The 17,972-nt window shown below is 73.4% G+C and carries 21 protein-coding genes; 12 read left to right on the top strand and 9 right to left on the bottom strand.

Going from position 1 to position 17,972, the window contains the following annotated elements:
• The first annotated feature begins 43 nt into the window (after nt 1–43).
• The 6 genes from J7523_RS12305 to J7523_RS12280 all read left to right on the top strand — a co-directional run bounded on the left by J7523_RS12305 (nt 44) and on the right by J7523_RS12280 (nt 5,181).
• Nucleotides 44–979, top strand: coding sequence for an ATP-binding cassette domain-containing protein (locus J7523_RS12305; protein ID WP_291886801.1), 936 nt, complete (start codon nt 44–46; stop codon nt 977–979).
• The gene (locus J7523_RS12300) at nt 976–2,211 is read left to right on the top strand and encodes an ABC transporter permease (RefSeq protein ID WP_291886798.1); all 1,236 of its coding nucleotides are present in this window, start codon (nt 976–978) and stop codon (nt 2,209–2,211) included. Before J7523_RS12305 ends, J7523_RS12300 begins: the two co-directional genes overlap by 4 nt.
• A 110-nt stretch (nt 2,212–2,321) precedes the next feature.
• Entirely contained in the window at nt 2,322–2,549 is a 228-nt protein-coding gene (locus J7523_RS12295) for a hypothetical protein (RefSeq protein ID WP_291886796.1), read from the top strand.
• Nucleotides 2,546–2,959, top strand: a complete 414-nt coding sequence (locus J7523_RS12290) for a type II toxin-antitoxin system VapC family toxin (RefSeq protein WP_291886792.1) — start codon at nt 2,546–2,548, stop codon at nt 2,957–2,959. The genes J7523_RS12295 and J7523_RS12290 overlap by 4 nt, the downstream gene beginning before the upstream one ends.
• 41 nt (nt 2,960–3,000) lie before the next feature.
• Nucleotides 3,001–3,447: an HIT family protein gene (locus J7523_RS12285; RefSeq protein WP_291886790.1), complete on the top strand. Its 447-nt coding sequence runs from the start codon at nt 3,001–3,003 to the stop codon at nt 3,445–3,447.
• 162 nt (nt 3,448–3,609) lie between these two features.
• Nucleotides 3,610–5,181, top strand: coding sequence for a molybdopterin-dependent oxidoreductase (locus J7523_RS12280; RefSeq protein ID WP_291886788.1), 1,572 nt, complete (start codon nt 3,610–3,612; stop codon nt 5,179–5,181).
• Between the two features lie 100 nt (nt 5,182–5,281).
• Here J7523_RS12280 and J7523_RS12275 read toward each other — a convergent pair whose 3' ends face one another.
• From J7523_RS12275 to J7523_RS12255, 5 genes are all read right to left on the bottom strand, one after another.
• A complete protein-coding gene (locus J7523_RS12275; protein ID WP_291886786.1) occupies nt 5,282–6,658 on the bottom strand; it encodes a nitrate/nitrite transporter in 1,377 nt (458 codons plus the stop codon).
• 138 nt (nt 6,659–6,796) lie between these two features.
• Nucleotides 6,797–7,852 (bottom strand): ABC transporter ATP-binding protein, encoded by a 1,056-nt coding sequence (locus tag J7523_RS12270; protein ID WP_291886784.1) that lies wholly within the window; start codon nt 7,850–7,852, stop codon nt 6,797–6,799.
• On the bottom strand, nt 7,849–8,658 hold the full coding sequence (locus tag J7523_RS12265) for an ABC transporter permease (RefSeq protein ID WP_291886781.1): 810 nt from the start codon (nt 8,656–8,658) through the stop codon (nt 7,849–7,851). The genes J7523_RS12270 and J7523_RS12265 overlap by 4 nt, the downstream gene beginning before the upstream one ends.
• Nucleotides 8,655–9,491, bottom strand: a complete 837-nt coding sequence (gene modA / locus J7523_RS12260) for a molybdate ABC transporter substrate-binding protein (protein ID WP_291886778.1) — start codon at nt 9,489–9,491, stop codon at nt 8,655–8,657. The genes J7523_RS12265 and modA overlap by 4 nt, the downstream gene beginning before the upstream one ends.
• Nucleotides 9,488–9,892: a helix-turn-helix transcriptional regulator gene (locus J7523_RS12255; protein ID WP_291886775.1), complete on the bottom strand. Its 405-nt coding sequence runs from the start codon at nt 9,890–9,892 to the stop codon at nt 9,488–9,490. Before J7523_RS12255 ends, modA begins: the two co-directional genes overlap by 4 nt.
• Before the next feature lie 109 nt (nt 9,893–10,001).
• On the opposite strand from J7523_RS12255, the gene ppk2 reads away from it, so the two are divergent.
• A complete protein-coding gene (ppk2, locus tag J7523_RS12250) occupies nt 10,002–10,850 on the top strand; it encodes a polyphosphate kinase 2 (protein ID WP_291886772.1) in 849 nt (282 codons plus the stop codon).
• Nucleotides 10,851–10,915: 65 nt separating this feature from the next.
• Nucleotides 10,916–12,292, top strand: coding sequence for a Na+/H+ antiporter NhaA (gene nhaA, locus J7523_RS12245; RefSeq protein WP_291886769.1), 1,377 nt, complete (start codon nt 10,916–10,918; stop codon nt 12,290–12,292).
• Between the two features lie 7 nt (nt 12,293–12,299).
• On the opposite strand, the gene J7523_RS12240 is transcribed toward nhaA, so the two are convergent.
• From J7523_RS12240 to J7523_RS12225, 4 genes are read right to left on the bottom strand one after another with little or no spacing between them, the layout of a single operon-like run.
• Nucleotides 12,300–12,734, bottom strand: a complete 435-nt coding sequence (locus tag J7523_RS12240) for an SRPBCC domain-containing protein (RefSeq protein WP_291886766.1) — start codon at nt 12,732–12,734, stop codon at nt 12,300–12,302.
• A gap of 51 nt (nt 12,735–12,785) precedes the next feature.
• Nucleotides 12,786–13,598 carry an SDR family NAD(P)-dependent oxidoreductase gene (locus J7523_RS12235; protein WP_291886763.1) on the bottom strand — a complete coding sequence of 271 codons (813 nt, stop codon included), beginning with the start codon at nt 13,596–13,598 and terminating at the stop codon, nt 12,786–12,788.
• 17 nt (nt 13,599–13,615) lie between these two features.
• On the bottom strand, nt 13,616–14,137 hold the full coding sequence (locus J7523_RS12230; protein WP_291886761.1) for a DsbA family protein: 522 nt from the start codon (nt 14,135–14,137) through the stop codon (nt 13,616–13,618).
• 33 nt (nt 14,138–14,170) lie between these two features.
• Nucleotides 14,171–15,217, bottom strand: a complete 1,047-nt coding sequence (locus tag J7523_RS12225; protein ID WP_291886758.1) for an NAD-dependent epimerase/dehydratase family protein — start codon at nt 15,215–15,217, stop codon at nt 14,171–14,173.
• Between the two features lie 156 nt (nt 15,218–15,373).
• Between J7523_RS12225 and J7523_RS12220 the strand changes: the two genes are divergently transcribed.
• The 4 genes from J7523_RS12220 to J7523_RS12205 are packed head-to-tail and all read left to right on the top strand — an operon-like array spanning nt 15,374 to nt 17,826.
• Entirely contained in the window at nt 15,374–15,829 is a 456-nt protein-coding gene (locus tag J7523_RS12220) for a hypothetical protein (RefSeq protein WP_291886755.1), read from the top strand.
• A complete protein-coding gene (locus J7523_RS12215; protein WP_291886752.1) occupies nt 15,826–17,055 on the top strand; it encodes a divalent metal cation transporter in 1,230 nt (409 codons plus the stop codon). The genes J7523_RS12220 and J7523_RS12215 overlap by 4 nt, the downstream gene beginning before the upstream one ends.
• Complete coding sequence (locus tag J7523_RS12210; protein ID WP_291886749.1) at nt 17,052–17,486, top strand: hypothetical protein; 435 nt, start codon at nt 17,052–17,054, stop codon at nt 17,484–17,486. The genes J7523_RS12215 and J7523_RS12210 overlap by 4 nt, the downstream gene beginning before the upstream one ends.
• Nucleotides 17,473–17,826, top strand: coding sequence for a PRC-barrel domain containing protein (locus J7523_RS12205; RefSeq protein WP_291886747.1), 354 nt, complete (start codon nt 17,473–17,475; stop codon nt 17,824–17,826). Before J7523_RS12210 ends, J7523_RS12205 begins: the two co-directional genes overlap by 14 nt.
• The last annotated feature ends 146 nt before the right edge of the window (nt 17,827–17,972 follow it).

Here is a 17,972-nt window from a genome sequence, read left to right as displayed (position 1 = left end):
GAACGATGTCGCTCACCGTGTCCTCTTTGGTTGGATCGATCGCGTGACCGTCCTCAGCATCTCCTCCCTCGAGAAGTCCTACGGCACCGTGCGCGCCCTGCGGGACATGACGTTCGACGTGCGCGGCGGCGAGATCTTCGGGTTCGTCGGCTCGAACGGCGCCGGCAAGTCCACGACCATGCGGATCGCCGTCGGCGTGCTCGCCGCCGACGCGGGCACGGTCACGTGGGACGGCCGCGTCGTCGACCACGCCGTGCGGCGCCGCATCGGGTACATGCCCGAGGAGCGCGGCCTGTACCCGCGGATGAAGGTCGCCGACCAGCTCGTCTACCTGGCCCGCCTGCACGGCATGGACGCCGCGGCCGCGCGCCGGTCGATGGAACGGTGGACCGAGACGCTCGGCGTCGAGGAGCGTCGGGGCGACGAGGTGCTCAAGCTGTCGCTCGGCAACCAGCAGCGCGTGCAGCTCGCCGCGGCGCTCGTGCACGACCCGGAGATCCTGGTGCTCGACGAGCCGTTCTCCGGGCTCGACCCCGTCGCGGTCGACGTCATGAGCGCCGTGCTGCGCGACCAGGCCGACCGCGGGGTGCCCGTGCTGTTCTCGTCGCACCAGCTCGAGCTCGTCGAACGGCTCTGCGACCGGGTCGGGATCGTGCGGTCCGGGTCGATGGTCGCCGTCGGCGGGATCGACGAGCTGCGGCAGACAGACGAGCGGGAGTGGGTGGTCGACGGTCCACCCGCGTCGTTCGCGTCCGCCGTTCCTGCCGCGCGCGTGGTGTCGGCGGACGGTGCCCGGACCGTCGTCGCGGTGGGGACGTCGGCGCCCGCCGACGTCGACCAGGAGCTCCTGCGGGCCGCGCTCGCCGCCGGGCCGGTGCGCGAGTTCGCCCGCAAGCGGCCGACGCTCGTCGAGCTGTACCGGCACGTCGTCACGACCGAGGCCACGCCCGCCGCCGACCTCGAGGAGGTGTCGGCATGAGCGCCGGGAACCCGCTCGCCATCAGCTCCGGCGCGGCGATCCGCATGATCGCCGGCCGCGAGATCCGGTTCCGCCTGACGTCGAAGGCGTTCATCTGGACCACGGTCGCGCTCGTCGCCGCCGTCGTCCTCGGCGGCGTCGCGGCCGGGCTGCTCGCCGACCGCGAGACTCCCCCGCAGCAGGTCGGGCTCACGTCGGCAGCCGCCGGGGTCGCCGACCAGCTCGTCGCGACCGGCAAGGCCGTCGGCGTGCCGGTCGAGACGCAGGAGGTCGAGTCGGAGGCGGCCGGCCGTGACCTCGTGAAGTCGGGCGACCTCGACGCGCTCGTCACGTCGACGTCGCCCGAGCTCACCGTCGTCGTCAAGCAGAGCCTCGGCGACACTGGCTCGGCCGTGTTCGGCCCGCTCGCGCAGCAGCTCGCCCTCGGGTCGGCCGTCACCGACCTCGGCGGCGACCCCGCCTCCGTCGCGGCCGACATCGCGTCCGCCGAGCCTCAGGTCACGTCGCTCGAACCCGACCCGTCCGTGGACGGTGCCCAGATCATCGCCGGCTACATCGCCGGGATCCTGCTGTTCATCTCGCTCATGACCGCTGGACAGCTCGTCGCTCAGGGCGTCGTCGAGGAGAAGTCCAGCCGCGTCGTCGAGCTGCTGCTCGCGACCGTCCGGCCCTGGCAGCTCATGGCCGGCAAGGTGCTCGGCATCGGCGTCATCGGGCTCATCCAGATCGTCGCGGTCGTCGGCTCCGGCGTCGCGACCGCGCTCGCGTTCGGGCTCGTCGACTCGTCGTCGCTCGATCTCGGTGTCACGGCCGTATGGGCCGTGCTGTGGTTCGCGATCGGGTTCGCGATGTACGCGCTGGTCCTCGCCGCGCTCGCCTCGCTCGTGTCCCGTCAGGAGGACGTCGGGTCCGTCATCTCGCCCGTGATCGGGCTGATGATCATCCCGTACATCATCGGGATCTCGATCGCGCCCTGGGACCCCGACAACCCGCTGATCCGGTGGCTGTCGTACATCCCGTTCTTCTCGCCGTTCCTCATGCCGATCCGCATCGCCCTCGACGCCGCCGCGCTGTGGGAGGTGCTGCTCGCCGCGGCCCTGTGCCTGGCCCTCATCCCGGTGCTCGTCTGGTTCGCGGGGCGCGTGTACTCGAACGCGGTGCTGCACTCGGGCGGCCGGATCAAGCTGAAGGACGCCCTACGCGGTGCCCCGGTGTCGGGGGCGACCTCCTGACGGGACATCGCTGAGACCGTGAGGCTCGGATGGATTCCGGATCCGGCCCATGGCGTGGCTGCTGCCAGCACCGCTAGCATCGCTGGCAGACGAGACGCGGGAGGGCTGACATGTCGACGATCACGGTCAGGAACCTGGACCCCGAGATCCAACGACGGCTCAAGGTGCGAGCCGCCCACCACAACCGGTCGATGGAGGCCGAGGCCCGGGCGATCCTGAGTGCGGCAGTCTCGGGCGACAGCCTCGTCGAGTCGTGGCTCACGGCCGCGGCCGAGCTGCGCGGGCCCGAGATCCCGCTCCCCGCCCGCTCCGCGCCCCGTGAGGTCGATCTCGATTGATCGTCCTCGACACCAACGTCCTGTCCGAACCACTCAAGCAACGTCCCGACGAGCGGGTCCTCGCCTGGCTCGACGGCCTCCGCGAGCCGGCCGCGATCACGTCGGTCAGCGCCGGAGAGCTGCTGACGGGTGCCCTCGCGCTGCCGGACGGACGCCGACGTACCCTGCTCGTCGAGCTGATCGAGCGCACCCTCGTGGACTTCCGCGGAAGCGTCCTGCCGTACGACGAGACGGCTGCGCGCCACTACTCCGTCATGCAGACGCGACGTCGCCAGGCAGGACGGCCGCTCCCGACCGAGGACGGGATGATCGCCGCGACGTGTGCCGCACGCGGTGCCTCTCTCGCGACCCGCAACACAGCGGACTTCGATCTGCTGGGTGTCCCCCTGATCGATCCCTGGCTGTCGTAGGACCGCCGGGACCCGTCGCGGCACACCGATAACCTGGCCGCATGGCCACGCTCTTCACCAAGATCATCGACGGCGAGATCCCCGGCCGGTTCGTCTGGGCCGACGACGTGGCGGTCGCGTTCGCGACCATCGCCCCCATCACCGACGGGCACACGCTCGTCGTCCCGCGCGACGAGGTCGTCCAGCTCACCGACGCGTCCGACGACCTGCTCGCCCACCTGACCCGCGTCGCGAAGGTCATCGGGCAGGCGCAGCAGAGCGCGTGGGACGCACCCCGGGCGGCGCTCCTGGTCGCCGGGTTCGAGGTGCCGCACCTGCACCTGCACGTGCTGCCTGCGTGGGACGAGGCGAGCCTGTCGTTCCGGAACGCCCGGACCGACGTCCCGGCCGCCGACCTCGACGCGGCCGCCGAGCGCGTGCGGCAGGCGCTCCGGGACGCCGGCCACGCGGCGAACGTCCCCGCCTCGATCGGCTCGCCCGCTCTCTGATCCGAGCCCCGGCACCTGGGTGAGTACCGCGTGAGCGGTGACAGCCCACCCCTCGACCGACCCGGGTGGGCCGTCACCGGTCTCGACCGTCAGGTTGCCGTCACCGGAATCGCTCGGCCGGGACGGGATGTTCCTCAGCATGAGGGTGCAGGATCGGCCCCGATGACGAGCACACAGGAGCGGAGCGGCATGACACGGCGGACCTGGACCTGGCTGTCTGCGCTCGCCGGTCTCGCCGCGGGTCTCGTGACGGTGGGCGTGGGGTCCCTCGTCGCGATCTTCACGGGGCCGTCGTCGGACCCGCTCAACGCGGTCGGGGCGGCGTTCGTCGACGCGACGCCGGCGTGGCTGAAGGACTTCGCGACGTCGACGTTCGGCACGAACGACAAGGCGGTCCTGCGACTCGGCGAGGTGCTCGTGGTGGCGGGGCTGTGCGCGCTCGCCGGCATCCTCGCGGCGCGTCGGTGGGCGTGGGGCGCGACGCTCGTCGTCCTGCTCGGTGCCGTCGCCGCGCTCGCCGCCACGGGCAGACCTGACGCGGGCGTGCTGGCGGGAGCACCGAGCGTGATCGGCACGATCGCGGGGCTGCTGACGCTGCGCGAGCTGGTCCGCCGCATCCCTGCACCCGACGAGAAGGCCGCCCGCACGGCGGCCACCCGCACGGGCGCCACGCGGCGCGGGTTCCTGCAGGCCGGGGCCGTCGCGGCAGGTGCGGGGTTCGTCGCGGTGCTCGTCGGGCGGGCGCTCACGGCCGCGACGCGCGGCGCGACGACGGCCCGGGCCGCGATCCGGCTGCCGTCCGCCGCCACGTCCGCGCCGCCGGTCCCCGCCGGGGTGCAGGTCGACGTCGACGGCGTGCAGCCGTGGGAGACGCCGCCGCCGGAGTTCTACCGGATCGACACCGCCCTCGTCGTCCCGCAGGTGGACCCGGACACGTGGACGCTCACGGTCCACGGCCTGGTCGACAACCCCTTCACGATGACGTGGGACGAGCTGCTCGCCAGCGACCTCGTCGAGGCGTGGGTCACGCTGTGCTGCGTCTCCAACCCCGTCGGCGGCGACCTCATCGGCAACCAGAAGTGGCTCGGGCTGCCGTTGCAGCAGGTCATGGCCCGCGCGCAGCCGCACGCCGACGCGGACATGGTGCTCTCGACGAGCGCCGACGGGTTCACGGCGTCGACGCCCCTGGAAGCCTTGACCGACGGACGCGACGCGCTGCTCGCGGTCGGGATGGACGGCGAGCCGCTGCCCATCGAGCACGGCTTCCCCGTGCGGATGGTGGTGCCGGGGCTGTACGGGTACGTGTCGGCGACGAAGTGGGTCGTCGACCTCGAGGTCACCCGGTTCGCCGACGCGACGGCCTACTGGACCGACCGCGGCTGGTCGGAACGAGGGCCCGTCAAGACGCAGTCCCGCATCGAGGTCCCCCGCACCGGGACGACCGTCGACGCCGGGGACGTGGTCGTCGCCGGGACGTCGTGGGCGCAGCACCGTGGGATCACGCGCGTGCAGGTGCGGGTCGACGACGGCGCGTGGAACGACGTGACCCTCGCGGCCGACGGTGGCATCGACTCGTGGCGGCAGTGGTCCTGGACGTGGCCCGACGCGCCGAGCGGCGACCACACGCTGTACGTCCGGGCGTTCGACCCGGACGGGCCGCAGACGGGCGTCGCCCAGGGCGAGGTCCCGGACGGCGCCACCGGGTACGACGACGTGCGCGTGACGGTGCGCTGAGACGCAGGCGCTGAGTCGACGCCGCTCGGCGGGGCCGTCGGCACGACGACGCGGCGGCACCCCCTGCTCGGGGTGCCGCCGCGTCGTCGGGCTGGAGCCGTCAGATGACGGTGGACCCGAACGCAGAGCCGCGCCGCTGGTACACGGCCCACACGGTCAGCGACATCACGACGTAGAGCCCGACGATCACCCACAGCGCCGCCTGGATGTTGCCCGTCGCCGTCGTCGAGACAGCGAAGCCGCGCGGGATGAGGAACCCGCCGAACGCCCCGATCGCCCCGGCGATCCCGAGGCAGCCGGCCGCAGCCTTGGCGCGCCGGGCCTTGTCCTCGTCGTCGGTCGCGCCGTGCCGGAACACCGCGGGGATCATCCGGTACACCGAGCCGTTCCCCGCACCGGTCGCGACGAACAGCACGAGGAACGACGCGAGGAACCCGCCGAACGAGTGGGCGCGCAGGGCGAAGATCGCGCAGACCGTGCCGATGCCCATGACCGTGAACGCACCGATCGTCACGCGGGCGCCGCCGAGCTTGTCGGCGAGGGCGCCACCGAGGGGCCGGGCGAACGACCCGACGAGCGCGCCGAGGAACGCGACGGACAGCGTGATCTCGGGGAACTGGTTCTTCAGCAGCGTCGGGAACGCCCCGGCGAAGCCGATGAACGAGCCGAACGTGCCGATGTAGACGAACGAGATGATCCACGTGTGCTTGACGCGGGTGGCGGCACCGTACGAGCGCGGGTCGGACTTCGCGTTCGACAGGTTGTCCATGAACCGCCAGGCCAGCAGCGCGGCGATGAGGACGAACGGGACGAACATGAGCCCGGCCCGTTCGAGCTGCACGCCGGCGGCCCCGACGATGACGAGCGGCACGGCGATCTGCACGGCGGCGGTCCCGATGTTGCCGCCGGCCGCGTTGAAGCCGAGCGCGCGGCCCTTCTCCTTCTCCGGGTAGAAGAACGAGATGTTCGCCATGGACGACGCGAAGTTGCCGCCGCCGAGGCCTGCGAGCGCCGCGATCCCGAGCAGCACCCCGAACGACGTGTCGGGGTTCTGCACGACGATGGCGAGCGAGATCGTCGGGACCAGCAGCAGCAGCGCCGAGATGATCGTCCAGTTGCGGCCGCCGAAGACCGGGACGGCGAACGTGTACGGGATGCGCAGCGTGGCACCGACGAGGATCGGCACCGCGATGAGCCAGAACGACTGGTCGACCGTGAGGGCGAAGCCCGCCGACGCGAGCTGCGGCACGACGATGCTCCACAGCGCCCAGACGCCGAAGCCCAGGAACTCGGCGAACACGGACAGCCCGAGGTTGCGGCGGGCGATGGGCTTGCCGACGGAGGACCACTGGCCCTCGTCCTCGGGGTTCCAGCCGTCGATCCAGCGGCCGGGACGGGTGGTGAGCTGGCCCGGCGCTGGCGCGCCGACGAGGGGGGACGCCGCGGTGGCGTCGGCGGTCACGAGCGGTGTCGCCATGGGGACCTCCGGCAGATCGGGTGGGGCTCGGACATCGGCGACGCTAGGGAGCAGATGTTTCGACGGGCCGGTCCGCGGCGTTGCGCGGGTGGAACCTTTCGCGCACTGAGTGCCCGGGGTGTCTGTGAGAAGACGCGGCTACGCGCGCCGCCGCACCCGCACGGCCGACGCGGGCACCGCGAGCCGCACAGGGGCTCCGACCTGCAGGTCGACCCGCCCGACCAGCGTGGGAGCCAGGTCGACGAGCACGTCCCCCGTGGTCCGGACGCGCACGCCCGTGGTCCCCGTCTCCAGGTCGACGACGTGCGAGGTCCACACCAGGTCGTCGGCGTCGGGCTCGGCCACCGACACCGCGGTCGGCGCGAACGACGCCTGTGCGGGCGTTCCCACGGGCAGCTCGGTGCGGCACGGGAGCCGCAGCCCGTCAGGTCCGGCCAGCACGGGGCCGGCGGCGATCTCGCCGACCACGAGGTTGACGCCGGCAAGCGCCGCGGTGAACGGGTGGGCCGGGTCGGTGAGGACGTCGAGCGGGTGGCCACGCTCGACGACGGTCCCGTGATCGAGCACGACGACCTCGTCGGCGAGCGTCAGGGCGTCGAGCACGGAGTGCGTGACGAGCACGGTCGGCGTCTGCGTGCGGCGGACCTGGTCGCGCACGACGTCGCGGAGCTCGGCGGCGGTGCGGACGTCGAGCTGCGCGAACGGCTCGTCGAGCAGCAGCGCGGCGGGCTCGGCGGCGAGCGCGCGGGCGAGGGCGACGCGCTGCCGCTGACCGCCGGACAGCGCGCGGGGGCGGCGGTCGCCCAGCCCGTCGAGCCCGACGGCGGTGAGCCACGCGTCGGCCGACGTCCGGGCCGCGGCGGCCGCCGACCCCGCCGCGCGCGGCCCGAACGCGACGTTCTCCCGGGCGTCCAGGTGCGGGAACACGAGCGGGTCCTGGCCGAGCAGGCCGACGGACCGCCGGTCGGGCCGCACGTGCACGCGGCCCTCGGCGCCGACGGTGGTCAGCACCCGAGACCCCACGCGCACCGACCCGGAGACGGGCAGCAGCAGCCCGCCGATCACGTCGAGCAGCGTCGACTTCCCGGCACCGTTCGGCCCGAGCACCGCGACGATCTTGCCCGGGCCTGCGGTCAGGGCGACGTCGAGCGCGAACACCCCGCGGCGTACGCGCACGTCGACCTCGAGGCTCACGTCGCGTTCCCCGGTCGCCAGGCCCGCGCGGCGAGGAGCACTGCGGCGGCGGCCGCGACGAGCAGCAGCGACAGCGCGACGGCGGTGCCCTGGCTGACGCCGGCGCCGTTGAACGCCGAGTAGATCGCGAGCGGCATGGTCCGCGTGACGCCCGGGGTGTTGCCGGCGAACAGGGCGGTCGCGCCGAACTCGCCGAGCGCCCGTGCGAAGCACAGGACCGTCCCGGACACGAGGCTGGGCAGGACGAGCGGCAGCGTGATGCGCCGCAGCACGGTCCACCGGCCGGCGCCGAGCGTCGCGGCGACCGTCTCGAACCGGGTGCCTGCGGTCCGCAGGGCGCCCTCGACGCCGAGCACCAGGAACGGCATCGCGACGAACGCCTGCGCGATGACGACCGCGGTCGTGGTGAACGGCAGGCGGATGCCGAACCACAGGTCGAGCGTCTGCCCGACGAGCCCGCGCCGCCCGAGCAGGAACAGCAGCGCGATGCCGCCGACGGTGGGCGGCAGCACGAGCGGCAGGGTGACGAGCGCGCGCAGCACGTCGGACGTCCACCCCCGCGACCGGGCCATCACCACGGCGAGCGGCACCCCGAGCACGAGGCACACGGCGGTCGCGAGCGTCGACGTCACGAGCGACAGCGTCAGCGCGGACACGGCCGCCGCCGACGTCACGTCCGCCGGCAGCGACCGCCAGTCCGCCCGCACGAGCAGCGCGACGATCGGCAGCACGAGCAGCCCGAGCGCGAGCCCGGCCGGCGCCCACAGCAGGCGCGGGACGCCGTGCCGGTCCCGCGGCTCGCTCACGGGCTGACGAACCCGTGGTCGGCGAGCACCTGCTGCCCTTCGTCGGAGAGCACGAGGTCGACGAACGCCTGCGCGACGTCGTCGCCGTGCGTGCGCGTCGGCTCTGCGAGCAACGCGATCGGGTACGCGTTGACGGCGGACGCGGCCTCCGCGAAGTCGACACCCTCGACGGCGTCGCCGGCGCCGAGCACGTCCGTCCGGTAGACGATGCCCGCGTCCGCGTCGCCCGTCTGCACCTTCGTGAGCACGGCTTTGACGTTCTGCTCCTCGCTCCCGGGCGTGAACGTCACGCCGGCAGTGTCGAGGGCCTTGTGGGCGGCGGACCCGCACGGCACCTCGGGCGCGCACAGCACGACGATCCCGCCCGACGACGCGAGGGTCGCGAGGTCCGCGAGCGACCGCACGTGCCGAGGGTTCCTCGCGGGGACGACGATCTGCAGCGTGTTCGTCGTGAACACCGTCGGCGCCCCCTCGACTAGCCCCGCGTCGACGACCGTCGCCATGCTCTTCTCGTCGGCCGTCGCCAGCACGTCCGCGGACGCGCCCTCGACGAGCTGCGTGGCGAGCGTGGACGAGCCGTCGTACGTCACGGGTGCCACCTGCACGCTCGGGTGCTGCTCCATGAACGTCGTCGCGAGCTCGTCGAACGCCGCCTGCAGCGACGCCGCGGCGAACACCGTGAGGTCACCGGTCAGCTCCGGCTCGGCAGACCCGGTCGACGTCGAGGCGTCGGCCGGCCCGTCCGTGCCGTCGCTGCATGCCACGAGCGCGAGGACGGCCGCGAGCGCGAGCGTCCCGACCGTCGCGGCTCGCCGGGTCGTGGCGCGCCTCATCGGTGCCCCCTCGGGGTCTCGACCAGCACCGTCGTCGCCTTGACCACGGCCGTCGCACGGGACCCGACCTCGAGCCCGAGCTCGCGGACCGCCTCGCTCGACATGAGCGAGACCACCCGGTACGGCCCGCACTGCAGCTCGACCTGCGCCATCACGGTGTCGAGCGTCAGGGCGGTCACGATCCCCGTGAACCGGTTGCGCGCGGACGTGCGGCCCGCGTCGGTGTCGTCCGGGGTCCGGGCGCGCTCGACGGCGACCGCGGCGAGGTCGGCCCCGTCGACGACCTGGCGCCCCGACTCGTCCACGCCGGCGGCCAGCGTGCCCGCGTCGACCCACCGGCGGAGCGTGTCGTCGCTGACGCCCAGGAGCGCCGCGGCCTCGCTGATCCGATAGTGCGTCACGAACGGGGATCTTAGCCCGCATCTGCGCCTCGAAACACTCTCCTCATCCGCTCACGCGGAGATCCGCCCTCCAGCCGCGCAACCACCCCACCAGCGGTAACGTCCGCTCATGGCGAAGGCGCACAAGGACAAGAAGCAGGACACCCCCAAGATCTCCAACAAGGTCTACGAGGCCGAGCTGTTCCGCCTCCAGGCCGAGCTCGTGAAGGTCCAGCTGTGGGCGCAGGCCACGGGCGCACGCATCGTCATCCTGTTCGAGGGCCGCGACGCCGCCGGCAAGGGCGGCACGATCAAGCGGATCACCGAGTACCTCTCCCCCCGCGTCGCACGCATCGCCGCGCTGCCGACGCCGACCGAGCGCCAGAAGACCGAGTGGTACTACCAGCGGTACGTGGCCCACCTGCCGGCGGCGGGCGAGATCGTGCTGTTCGACCGGTCCTGGTACAACCGCGCAGGCGTCGAGCGGGTCATGGGCTTCTGCACGCCGCAGGAGTACAGCCAGTTCATGCGGCAGACGCCGATCTTCGAGCAGATGCTCGTCGAGGACGGGATCCTGCTGCGCAAGTACTGGTTCTCGGTGTCCGACGAGGAGCAGCTCCGCCGGTTCCGGTCGCGGCTCAACGACCCCGTGCGGCAGTGGAAGCTGAGCCCGATGGACCTCGAGTCGATCAGCCGGTGGGAGGAGTACTCGCGGGCCAAGGACGAGATGCTCGTGCACACCGACGTGCCGGCGAGCCCCTGGTACATCGTCGAGTCGGACGTGAAGAAGGCGGCCCGACTCAACATGATCAGCCACCTGCTGTCGACCATCCCCTACACCGACGTGCCGCACGAGAAGGTCGTCCTGCCGGATCGGCCCGCAGCCTCGAACGGGTACGTGCGGCCGCCCCGCGAGCTGTCGACCTACGTGCCGGACCACGTGGCGGAGCTGCGCGGCGACCCGGAGAAGCATCTCTGACCGCTCTGTCAGCCGGCCGCGAACCGGCGTTGCACCCGGGCCACTGACCTGCGACGTTGGACCGCATGGCCGCGCCCCCCATGACCCCCGGACCGGCGCTGCGCGTCCGCGTCCCCGGCCTCAACCCCGCCGTGCGGGACTTCCTCGCGACAGAGGCCGGCTCCGCGGTCGTGCTGCTGTCCGCGACCGTCGTCGCGCTCGTCTGGGCGAACTCGCCCTGGAGCGCCGCGTACGACGACCTCTGGACCACGACCGCGGGTCTGCACGTCGGTGGCTGGAGCCTGGACCTCGACCTGCAGCACTGGGTCAACGACGCGGCGATGGCGATCTTCTTCGCGGTCGTCGGCCTGGAGATCAGCCGCGAGGCCACGAGCGGTGAGCTGCGCGACAAACGGACGGTCGCCGTCCCCGCGCTGGGCGCCCTCGGCGGGCTGCTCGTGCCGGTGCTCATCTACCTGGCGTTCAACGGGGGCACCGACGCGGCGCACGGCTGGGGCGTCGTCATGTCGACCGACACCGCGTTCCTCGTCGGCATCCTCGCCCTGTTCGGGCCGGCGTGCCCGGACCGGCTGCGGCTGTTCCTGCTGACCCTCGCGATCGTCGACGACATCGGTGCGATCACCGTGATGGCCGTGTTCTACACGGACGACGTCGACCCGCTGGCGCTGGCCCTCGCGGGCGTCGTCGTGGCCGGGATGCTCGTCATGCGGTGGCTGCGGGTGTGGCAGCTCGCGCCGTACGTGGTGGCCGGGATCGTGCTGTGGCTCGCCGTGCAGGCGTCGGGCGTGCACGCGACGCTCGCCGGTGTGCTCGTGGGGCTGCTCGTCCCCGCGACCGTGCCGCAGCGCGAGCAGGTCGAGGCCGTGCCGGTCTACGCGGGCGACCTGGTCGACGACACGACCGCCGAGCGCGAGCACCTCGCCGAGCTCGCCGCACGGGCCGCGGTCCCGACGAGCGACCGGCTGCAGCGCGTGCTGCACCCGTGGAGCGCGTTCGTCGTCGTCCCGCTGTTCGGCCTGGCCAACGCGGGCATCCGACTCGACGCCGAGACCCTCGGCGCGGCGCTCCACTCGCGGCTCAGCATCGGCGTGGCCGTCGCGCTCGTGCTCGGCAACGCGATCGGCATCACAGGTGCCTCGACGCTCGCGATCCGGCTGGGCCTCGGCGAGCTGCCCGGACGGGTGCGGTACGGCCACCTGCTCGGCGGCGCGGTGCTCGCGGGGATCGGGTTCACGATCTCGCTGTTCATCGCGCAGCTCGCGTTCGACGACCCCGCGCAGCTGTCCCAGGCGAAGATCGGCGTGCTCGCCGGGTCGCTCACCGCGGCCGTGCTCGGGTCGGTGCTGCTGCGGTGGCTCGGCGAGAAGCTGCCCCTGTGCTCGCCCGCGTCGGTCGGTCCGCCGCCCGCGCTGCCACCGCTGCCGTGGCGGTCGCCGGCCTGAGCGACCCTCAGACGCCGTCGGCGAGCGCCGCGTACCGGTCGAGGATCCGCGGCCACTCGGTGAACTTCCCGCGGTCGGCGCCGTTCTCCTGCGACCAGCCGCCGTGCTCGAACGTCATGACCGTGCCGCCCTCGGCGTCCGCCCGGAAGGTCACCGTGATGCGCGACGGGTGCTCGCGCGTCTGGCCGAGCGTCGACGAGTGCACCAGCCTCGCGGCGGCGTCCACCTCGAGGACCTCGCCCCACGGCAGCGCCCCGCGGGTCGCGTCCTCGAGCAGCAGCCGCCCGCCGACCCACGGCTCGATCGTCGCGCCGACGAAGCCGGCAGGGTCGGGCGAGTAGTCCGGGTGCCACCAGCGGCCGATCTCCTGGACGTACGCGTCGAACGCCGGGCCCGGCGCGCACCGCAGGTGGTACTCGTACCTGATCGGCGACAGGTCCATCGACCGATGGTGGCGCGACACCGGCAGTCGCGCCAGCGTGCGCCGTCGGCGTCAGGCCATCGGGTCGTCGGGGCCGTAGGTGGTCAGGCGGAGGCGGCGCGCGTCCTGCTCGGCGATCCGGCCGGCGGCCGCGCGCAGCGACGCGACGGTGTCGGCGCCGGCCCGGACGAACCGGCCGGAGAGCTCGTCGAGCTCGCCGTCACCGAAGGCGACCACGAGCTCGGCGACCGCCTCGACGGGCGTCCACTCGGTGCGGTCGGCGTGCACAGGCATGCCGCTGGTCATGTCGGTCACGACGACGCCGGGAGCGAGGTCGAGCACGCGGACGCCGCGGTCGCGGTACTGGGCGTCGAGCAACGTGGTGAACCGGGCGAGCGCGCCCTTGCTGATGCCGTACCCGGTGTACGACGTGCCGCGGTTGTGGCCCGACCCCGAGTTCATGTTGAGCACCCGGCCGCCGCCGCGGGCCAGCATCGCGGGCAGCACGGCGTGCGTGACGAGCATCGGCCCGCGCACGTTCGTCTCGACGACCCGCCACATGTCCTCGACGTCGTCGTCGCCGAACGGCACCTCGGCGTGCTCCAGCACGCCCGCGTTGTTGACGAGCAGCCCGATGCCGCCCAGGTCCGTGTCGACGCGCGCGACGGCGTCGGCGACCGCGGTGACGTCGACGAGGTCCGCGGCGGCGACGGCCACGGGCACACCGGTCGCCGCGACCTCCTCGGCGACGGCGTCCAGGTGGCTGCGGGTCCGTCCGACGAGCCCGACCGCGTACCCGGCGGCGGCGAGTCCCAGGGCGACGCCGCGGCCGATCCCCCGCCCGGCGCCGGTGACGAGTGCGGTCCGCGGGGTCGGTGACGTCATCGGCCCATCGTGCCGCATCAGGCCGTGGCCGCGACCGCCTGGTCGACGGCCTCGCGCAGCCGGCGCAGGTCGGGCCGGCCCGTGTACCGCACGCCGCCGACGAAGATCGTCGGGGTCCCCGTCACGCCCGCCGCGACACCCGCTGCGTAGTCGTCCTGCACCGCTCGGGCGAACCGCTGCGCACCGTCGCCGGCGACCTCGTCGGGGTCGATCCCGAGCGCGCGAGCCGCAGCCCGCAGGTCGCGCTCCGTCAGCCGGTCCTGGTGGCTCATGAGCTCGTCGCGCATCTCCCAGAACAGCCCGTGCGCGGCGGCCGCCTCCGCGGCGAGCGCCGCCGTGAGCGCGTGCGGGTGCACCTCGAACAGGGGGAAGTGCCGCCACACGAGGCGGACGCGGCCGGCCGAGGTGTCGACGAGCTCGCGGAGCACCGGGGACGCGGCGCGGCAGTACGGGCACTCGAGGTCGCCGTACTCGAGCACCGTCACCGGGGCGTGCGGGTCGCCGTAGACGTGCCGGTCGGCGGGGGTCGGGTCAGCCATGCGACGACTATGCCCTGCGGGTCAAGGCGTGCGTCACGGCCGGTGCAGCCGTCGTGGCAGCAGCGGCGGGCTCGCGGTGCCGTCGCCCGCGACGATCCCGTCGACGACGTCGTGCAGCGCGTCTGCGGCGCTCACGCGGGGACGCCAGTCGAGCTCGCGCTCGGCGCGTGCGGTGTCGAGCACCGGCGCGGCGAGGGCCATGTCGAGCCAGCCCGGCCCGACCGGCACCACGCGCGCATGCCAGGCTGTCGCGAGAGCGGCACGCACCGTGCCGGGCCGGACCTCCCGCACGGCTCCCGCGCCGACGACGTCGGCCACGTCCTCGCCGCGCAGCACGCCGGGTGCGGCGATGTTGAACGCGCCCCGCACCTGCCGCACGACCGCTTCCCGGTAGGCCTCCGCGAGGTCGTCCGCGTGCACGGTCTGCAGCCGCAGTCCCTCCGGCCACGGCAGGACGGGCAGCCGGCCGTCGAGCAGTCGCTTCGGCACCAACGGCCCGAGGAAGTACCGGGCGATCTCGTGGCCGGCCTCCCGCTGGAACACGAGCGCGGGTCGCAGCCGGGCGACGACGAGGCTCGGGTGGGTCGCCTCGGCCTCGTCGAGGAGCCGTTCCTGCGCGGCTTTGTGGACCGAGTACGACGACGACCGGACGCCGTCGGTCGGCCATCCCTCCCCACGCGGCACGTCGTCGGGCGCCGGCGAGTACGCCCCCACCGACGACGCCGCCACCACGTGCGGCACGCCGGCGCGCACGACGGCGGCGAGGACCCGGCGGGTGCCCGACACGTTGACGTCGAACAGCCGACGGCGGTCGTGGCTCGGCTGGATCGCCCACGCGAGGTGCACGACGGCGTCCGCCCCGGTGAACACCTCGGTGAGACGCGTGACGACGACGTCGTCCGGCACCGCCTCGCCGAGGTCGCACGAGACCCACGACGCCACCCGGTACGGCAGCGGCGGCAGCCCTCGGGGTACGCGCCGGGCGACCCCGACCACGGACGTCACGGACGGGTCGGTCGCGAACCGCCGCAGCAGCGCGGTCCCGACGTTCCCGCTCGCACCGACGACGACGACCCTCATCGGCGCGCCCCCGTGCGGCTCGTCGGTCTCGCGGTGGGCGGTCGGGGTGCGCTCGTCACCCGCCCCACGCTGGCACCGGTCCGCGACCTGCGCATCCGGGGTCCGGGTCGGTCCGTTCCTGGTGCGAGAACCGGGGTCGGGCAGGACGATGCGTCCATGCTGCGGACCCGGGTCGTCCCCGCGCTCGCCGCGCTCGCCCTGGTCAGCGGCTGCGCGGTGGGCTCGTCGGCGACGCCCGGGTCCGACGCAGGGACGCTCGGCGACGCGGTCGCCGAGGCCACGTCCGCGGTCCAGACGACCCGGGTCGCCGCCCGCCTGCTGCGCACCGACCGGGCGCCCGCGACCGTCGTCGACACCACCATGGACGACTCCGTGCACGTGCTCTCCGACGCGACGTTCGCGATCACCACGCTCGTGCCGGGCGGCGCCCGGGCCGCCGCGTGGCGCGACGAGGCCCTCGACGCGGTCGACGAGGCCTCCGGTGCGGTGGCGCGGGCGCGCGACTGGGCGAACGGCGTCGGCGACCCCGCCACCGTGCGTGCCGACCTCGACGCCAGCGCGCAGCGGCTCGACGACCTCGGCACCCGGCTCGACGCGGCGGCGGGCCGATGAAGCGGCTGCTCGGCGTCGCCCTCGGCATCCTCACCGCCATCGGCGGCTTCCTCGACATCGGGGACCTCGTCACCAACGCCGTCGTCGGGTCCCGGTTCGGTCTCACGCTCGCGTGGGCCGTGCTCGTCGGCGTCGTCGGCATCTGCCTGTTCGCCCAGATGTCCGGGCGGGTCGCAGCCGTGAGCGGGCGGGCGACGTTCGAGATCATCCGCGAGCGCCTCGGCCCCCGCACGGCCGGCGCCAACCTCGTCGCGTCGTTCCTCATCAACCTGCTCACGCTCACCGCGGAGGTCGGCGGCATCGCGCTCGCACTGCAGCTCGCCAGCAGCGTCGAGCCGAGGCTCTGGATCCCGGTGGCCGCGCTGGCGGTGTGGCTCGTCATCTGGCGCGCGAAGTTCAAGATCATGGAGAACGTCACCGGGCTGGTCGGGCTCTCGCTGGTGGTGTTCGCCGTCGCGGTCTTCCAGCTCGGCCCGGACTGGTCGGCGCTCGCCGAGCAGGCGCTGTCCCCCACGGTGCCCGCGCAGGAGGGCGCCGCGTCGTACTGGTACTACGCGATCGCACTGTTCGGCGCCGCGATGACGCCCTACGAGGTGTTCTTCTTCTCGTCGGGCGCCCGCGAGGAGCGGTGGACCGCGAAGGACATCGCCGAGTCCCGGCTCAACGTCATGGTCGGCTTCCCGTTCGGCGGGGTGCTGTCCGTGGCCATCGCCGCGTGCGGCGCGATCGTCTTCCTGCCGCAGGCGATCGAGGTGTCGTCGTTGTCGCAGATCGTGCTGCCCGTCGCCCTCGCCGGCGGCAAGCTCGCCCTGGCTGTCGTCATCGTCGGGATCGTCGCCGCGACGTTCGGCGCTGCCCTCGAGACCGGCCTGTCCAGCGGGTACACGCTCGCGCAGTACTTCGGCTGGTCGTGGGGCAAGTTCCGCCGGCCCGCCCAGGCCGCCAGGTTCCACCTCTCGATGATCATCGCGATGCTGGTCGCGGTGGCGGTGCTCATGACGAGCGTCGACCCCATCCGGGTCACCGAGTTCTCCGTGGTGTTCTCGGCCGTCGCCCTGCCACTCACGTACCTGCCGATCCTGCTCGTCGCGAACGACCCCGAGTACATGGGCGAGCACGTCAACGGCCGCGCGACGAACGCCCTCGGGCTCGTCTACCTCGTCGTCATCGTCGTCGCGTCCGTCGCGGCGATCCCGCTGATGATCGTGACGGGAGCAGGATCATGAGCCCGCGCATCCGACGCTCGGCACGGCCGTTCCCGCCCGACGAGACCCTGCCCGAACCCCCTCGGCCCGCCGGGCTGGTCCTCGACGCGCGGCTGCACCTGCTCGACCGCCAGACGCTCGACGTCGACGGCGTGCCCGTCTCCACCGTCGACGACCTCGAGATCGGCCCGCACGGGTCGACGTCCCTGCGCGGCACCGACACCGTGCTCGTCACCGGCCTGCTCTACGGTCCGGTGTCCGTCACCCGCGTGTTCGGCGGCCGTCCACCCGCGTCCCGCCTGCACCGCGTCGACTGGCGGCACGTGACCGACGTCGGCACCACGATCCGCCTCGGCGTCCACGGCGACTCCCTCGACGTGCTGTGGCTCGAGCGCTGGGTCCGCGACCGCGTGATCGGACGCATCCCGGGAGGCCGCCATGATCCTCGGTGACCTGCTCGACTCCCCCGTCGTCGACCCCGCCGGTCGGCCGCTCGGGTTCGTCGTGGACGTGCGGCTCGTGCTCGACGGGCCGGTCGAGGGGCCGCTCGCCGCGCCGCGCGTGCACGGGCTGCTCGTCAGCCCCCGGACCGGGACGTCGTTCCTCGGCTACGAACGCACCGGCCTGCGCGCCCCCGCCCTGCTCGCCCGGTACCTGCGGTGGCGGCACCGGGGGTCGTTCCTCGTGCACTGGACGGACGTCGAGGAGGCCTCCGCCGACCGGGTCACGCTCGTGGAGGGATACCGGCGGTGGTCCCCGGCGATGTTCGGGGTCGCGCACCAGCGGCCCTGACGGCGATGTCGCGATCATCACCGGGCCGGCACGGATATCGTCCCGGCCATGATCTTCGACCCCGCACAGGTAGACCCGCTGGTCGAGTTGCTCGAGACCGGTCGGCTGGACGAGGCGGTCGAGATGCTGGCGTCGCAGCTTGAGGC

Source organism: Cellulomonas sp., from assembly GCF_017744555.1.
GTDB lineage: Bacteria > Actinomycetota > Actinomycetes > Actinomycetales > Cellulomonadaceae > Cellulomonas.
This window is presented reverse-complemented; position numbering and strand designations above follow the sequence as displayed.

Coding starts and splice junctions, on each gene's coding strand:
- J7523_RS12220 (WP_291886755.1), top strand. CDS start 15,374: ATGCTGCGGACCCGGGTCGTCCCCGCGCTCGCCGCGCTCGCCCTGGTC.
- J7523_RS12285 (WP_291886790.1), top strand. CDS start 3,001: ATGGCCACGCTCTTCACCAAGATCATCGACGGCGAGATCCCCGGCCGG.
- J7523_RS12210 (WP_291886749.1), top strand. CDS start 17,052: ATGAGCCCGCGCATCCGACGCTCGGCACGGCCGTTCCCGCCCGACGAG.
- J7523_RS12205 (WP_291886747.1), top strand. CDS start 17,473: ATGATCCTCGGTGACCTGCTCGACTCCCCCGTCGTCGACCCCGCCGGT.
- modA (WP_291886778.1), bottom strand. CDS start 9,491: ATGAGGCGCGCCACGACCCGGCGAGCCGCGACGGTCGGGACGCTCGCG.
- J7523_RS12230 (WP_291886761.1), bottom strand. CDS start 14,137: ATGGCTGACCCGACCCCCGCCGACCGGCACGTCTACGGCGACCCGCAC.
- J7523_RS12240 (WP_291886766.1), bottom strand. CDS start 12,734: ATGGACCTGTCGCCGATCAGGTACGAGTACCACCTGCGGTGCGCGCCG.
- J7523_RS12275 (WP_291886786.1), bottom strand. CDS start 6,658: ATGGCGACACCGCTCGTGACCGCCGACGCCACCGCGGCGTCCCCCCTC.
- J7523_RS12295 (WP_291886796.1), top strand. CDS start 2,322: ATGTCGACGATCACGGTCAGGAACCTGGACCCCGAGATCCAACGACGG.
- J7523_RS12235 (WP_291886763.1), bottom strand. CDS start 13,598: ATGACGTCACCGACCCCGCGGACCGCACTCGTCACCGGCGCCGGGCGG.
- J7523_RS12300 (WP_291886798.1), top strand. CDS start 976: ATGAGCGCCGGGAACCCGCTCGCCATCAGCTCCGGCGCGGCGATCCGC.
- J7523_RS12215 (WP_291886752.1), top strand. CDS start 15,826: ATGAAGCGGCTGCTCGGCGTCGCCCTCGGCATCCTCACCGCCATCGGC.
- ppk2 (WP_291886772.1), top strand. CDS start 10,002: ATGGCGAAGGCGCACAAGGACAAGAAGCAGGACACCCCCAAGATCTCC.
- nhaA (WP_291886769.1), top strand. CDS start 10,916: ATGGCCGCGCCCCCCATGACCCCCGGACCGGCGCTGCGCGTCCGCGTC.
- J7523_RS12280 (WP_291886788.1), top strand. CDS start 3,610: ATGACGAGCACACAGGAGCGGAGCGGCATGACACGGCGGACCTGGACC.
- J7523_RS12225 (WP_291886758.1), bottom strand. CDS start 15,217: ATGAGGGTCGTCGTCGTCGGTGCGAGCGGGAACGTCGGGACCGCGCTG.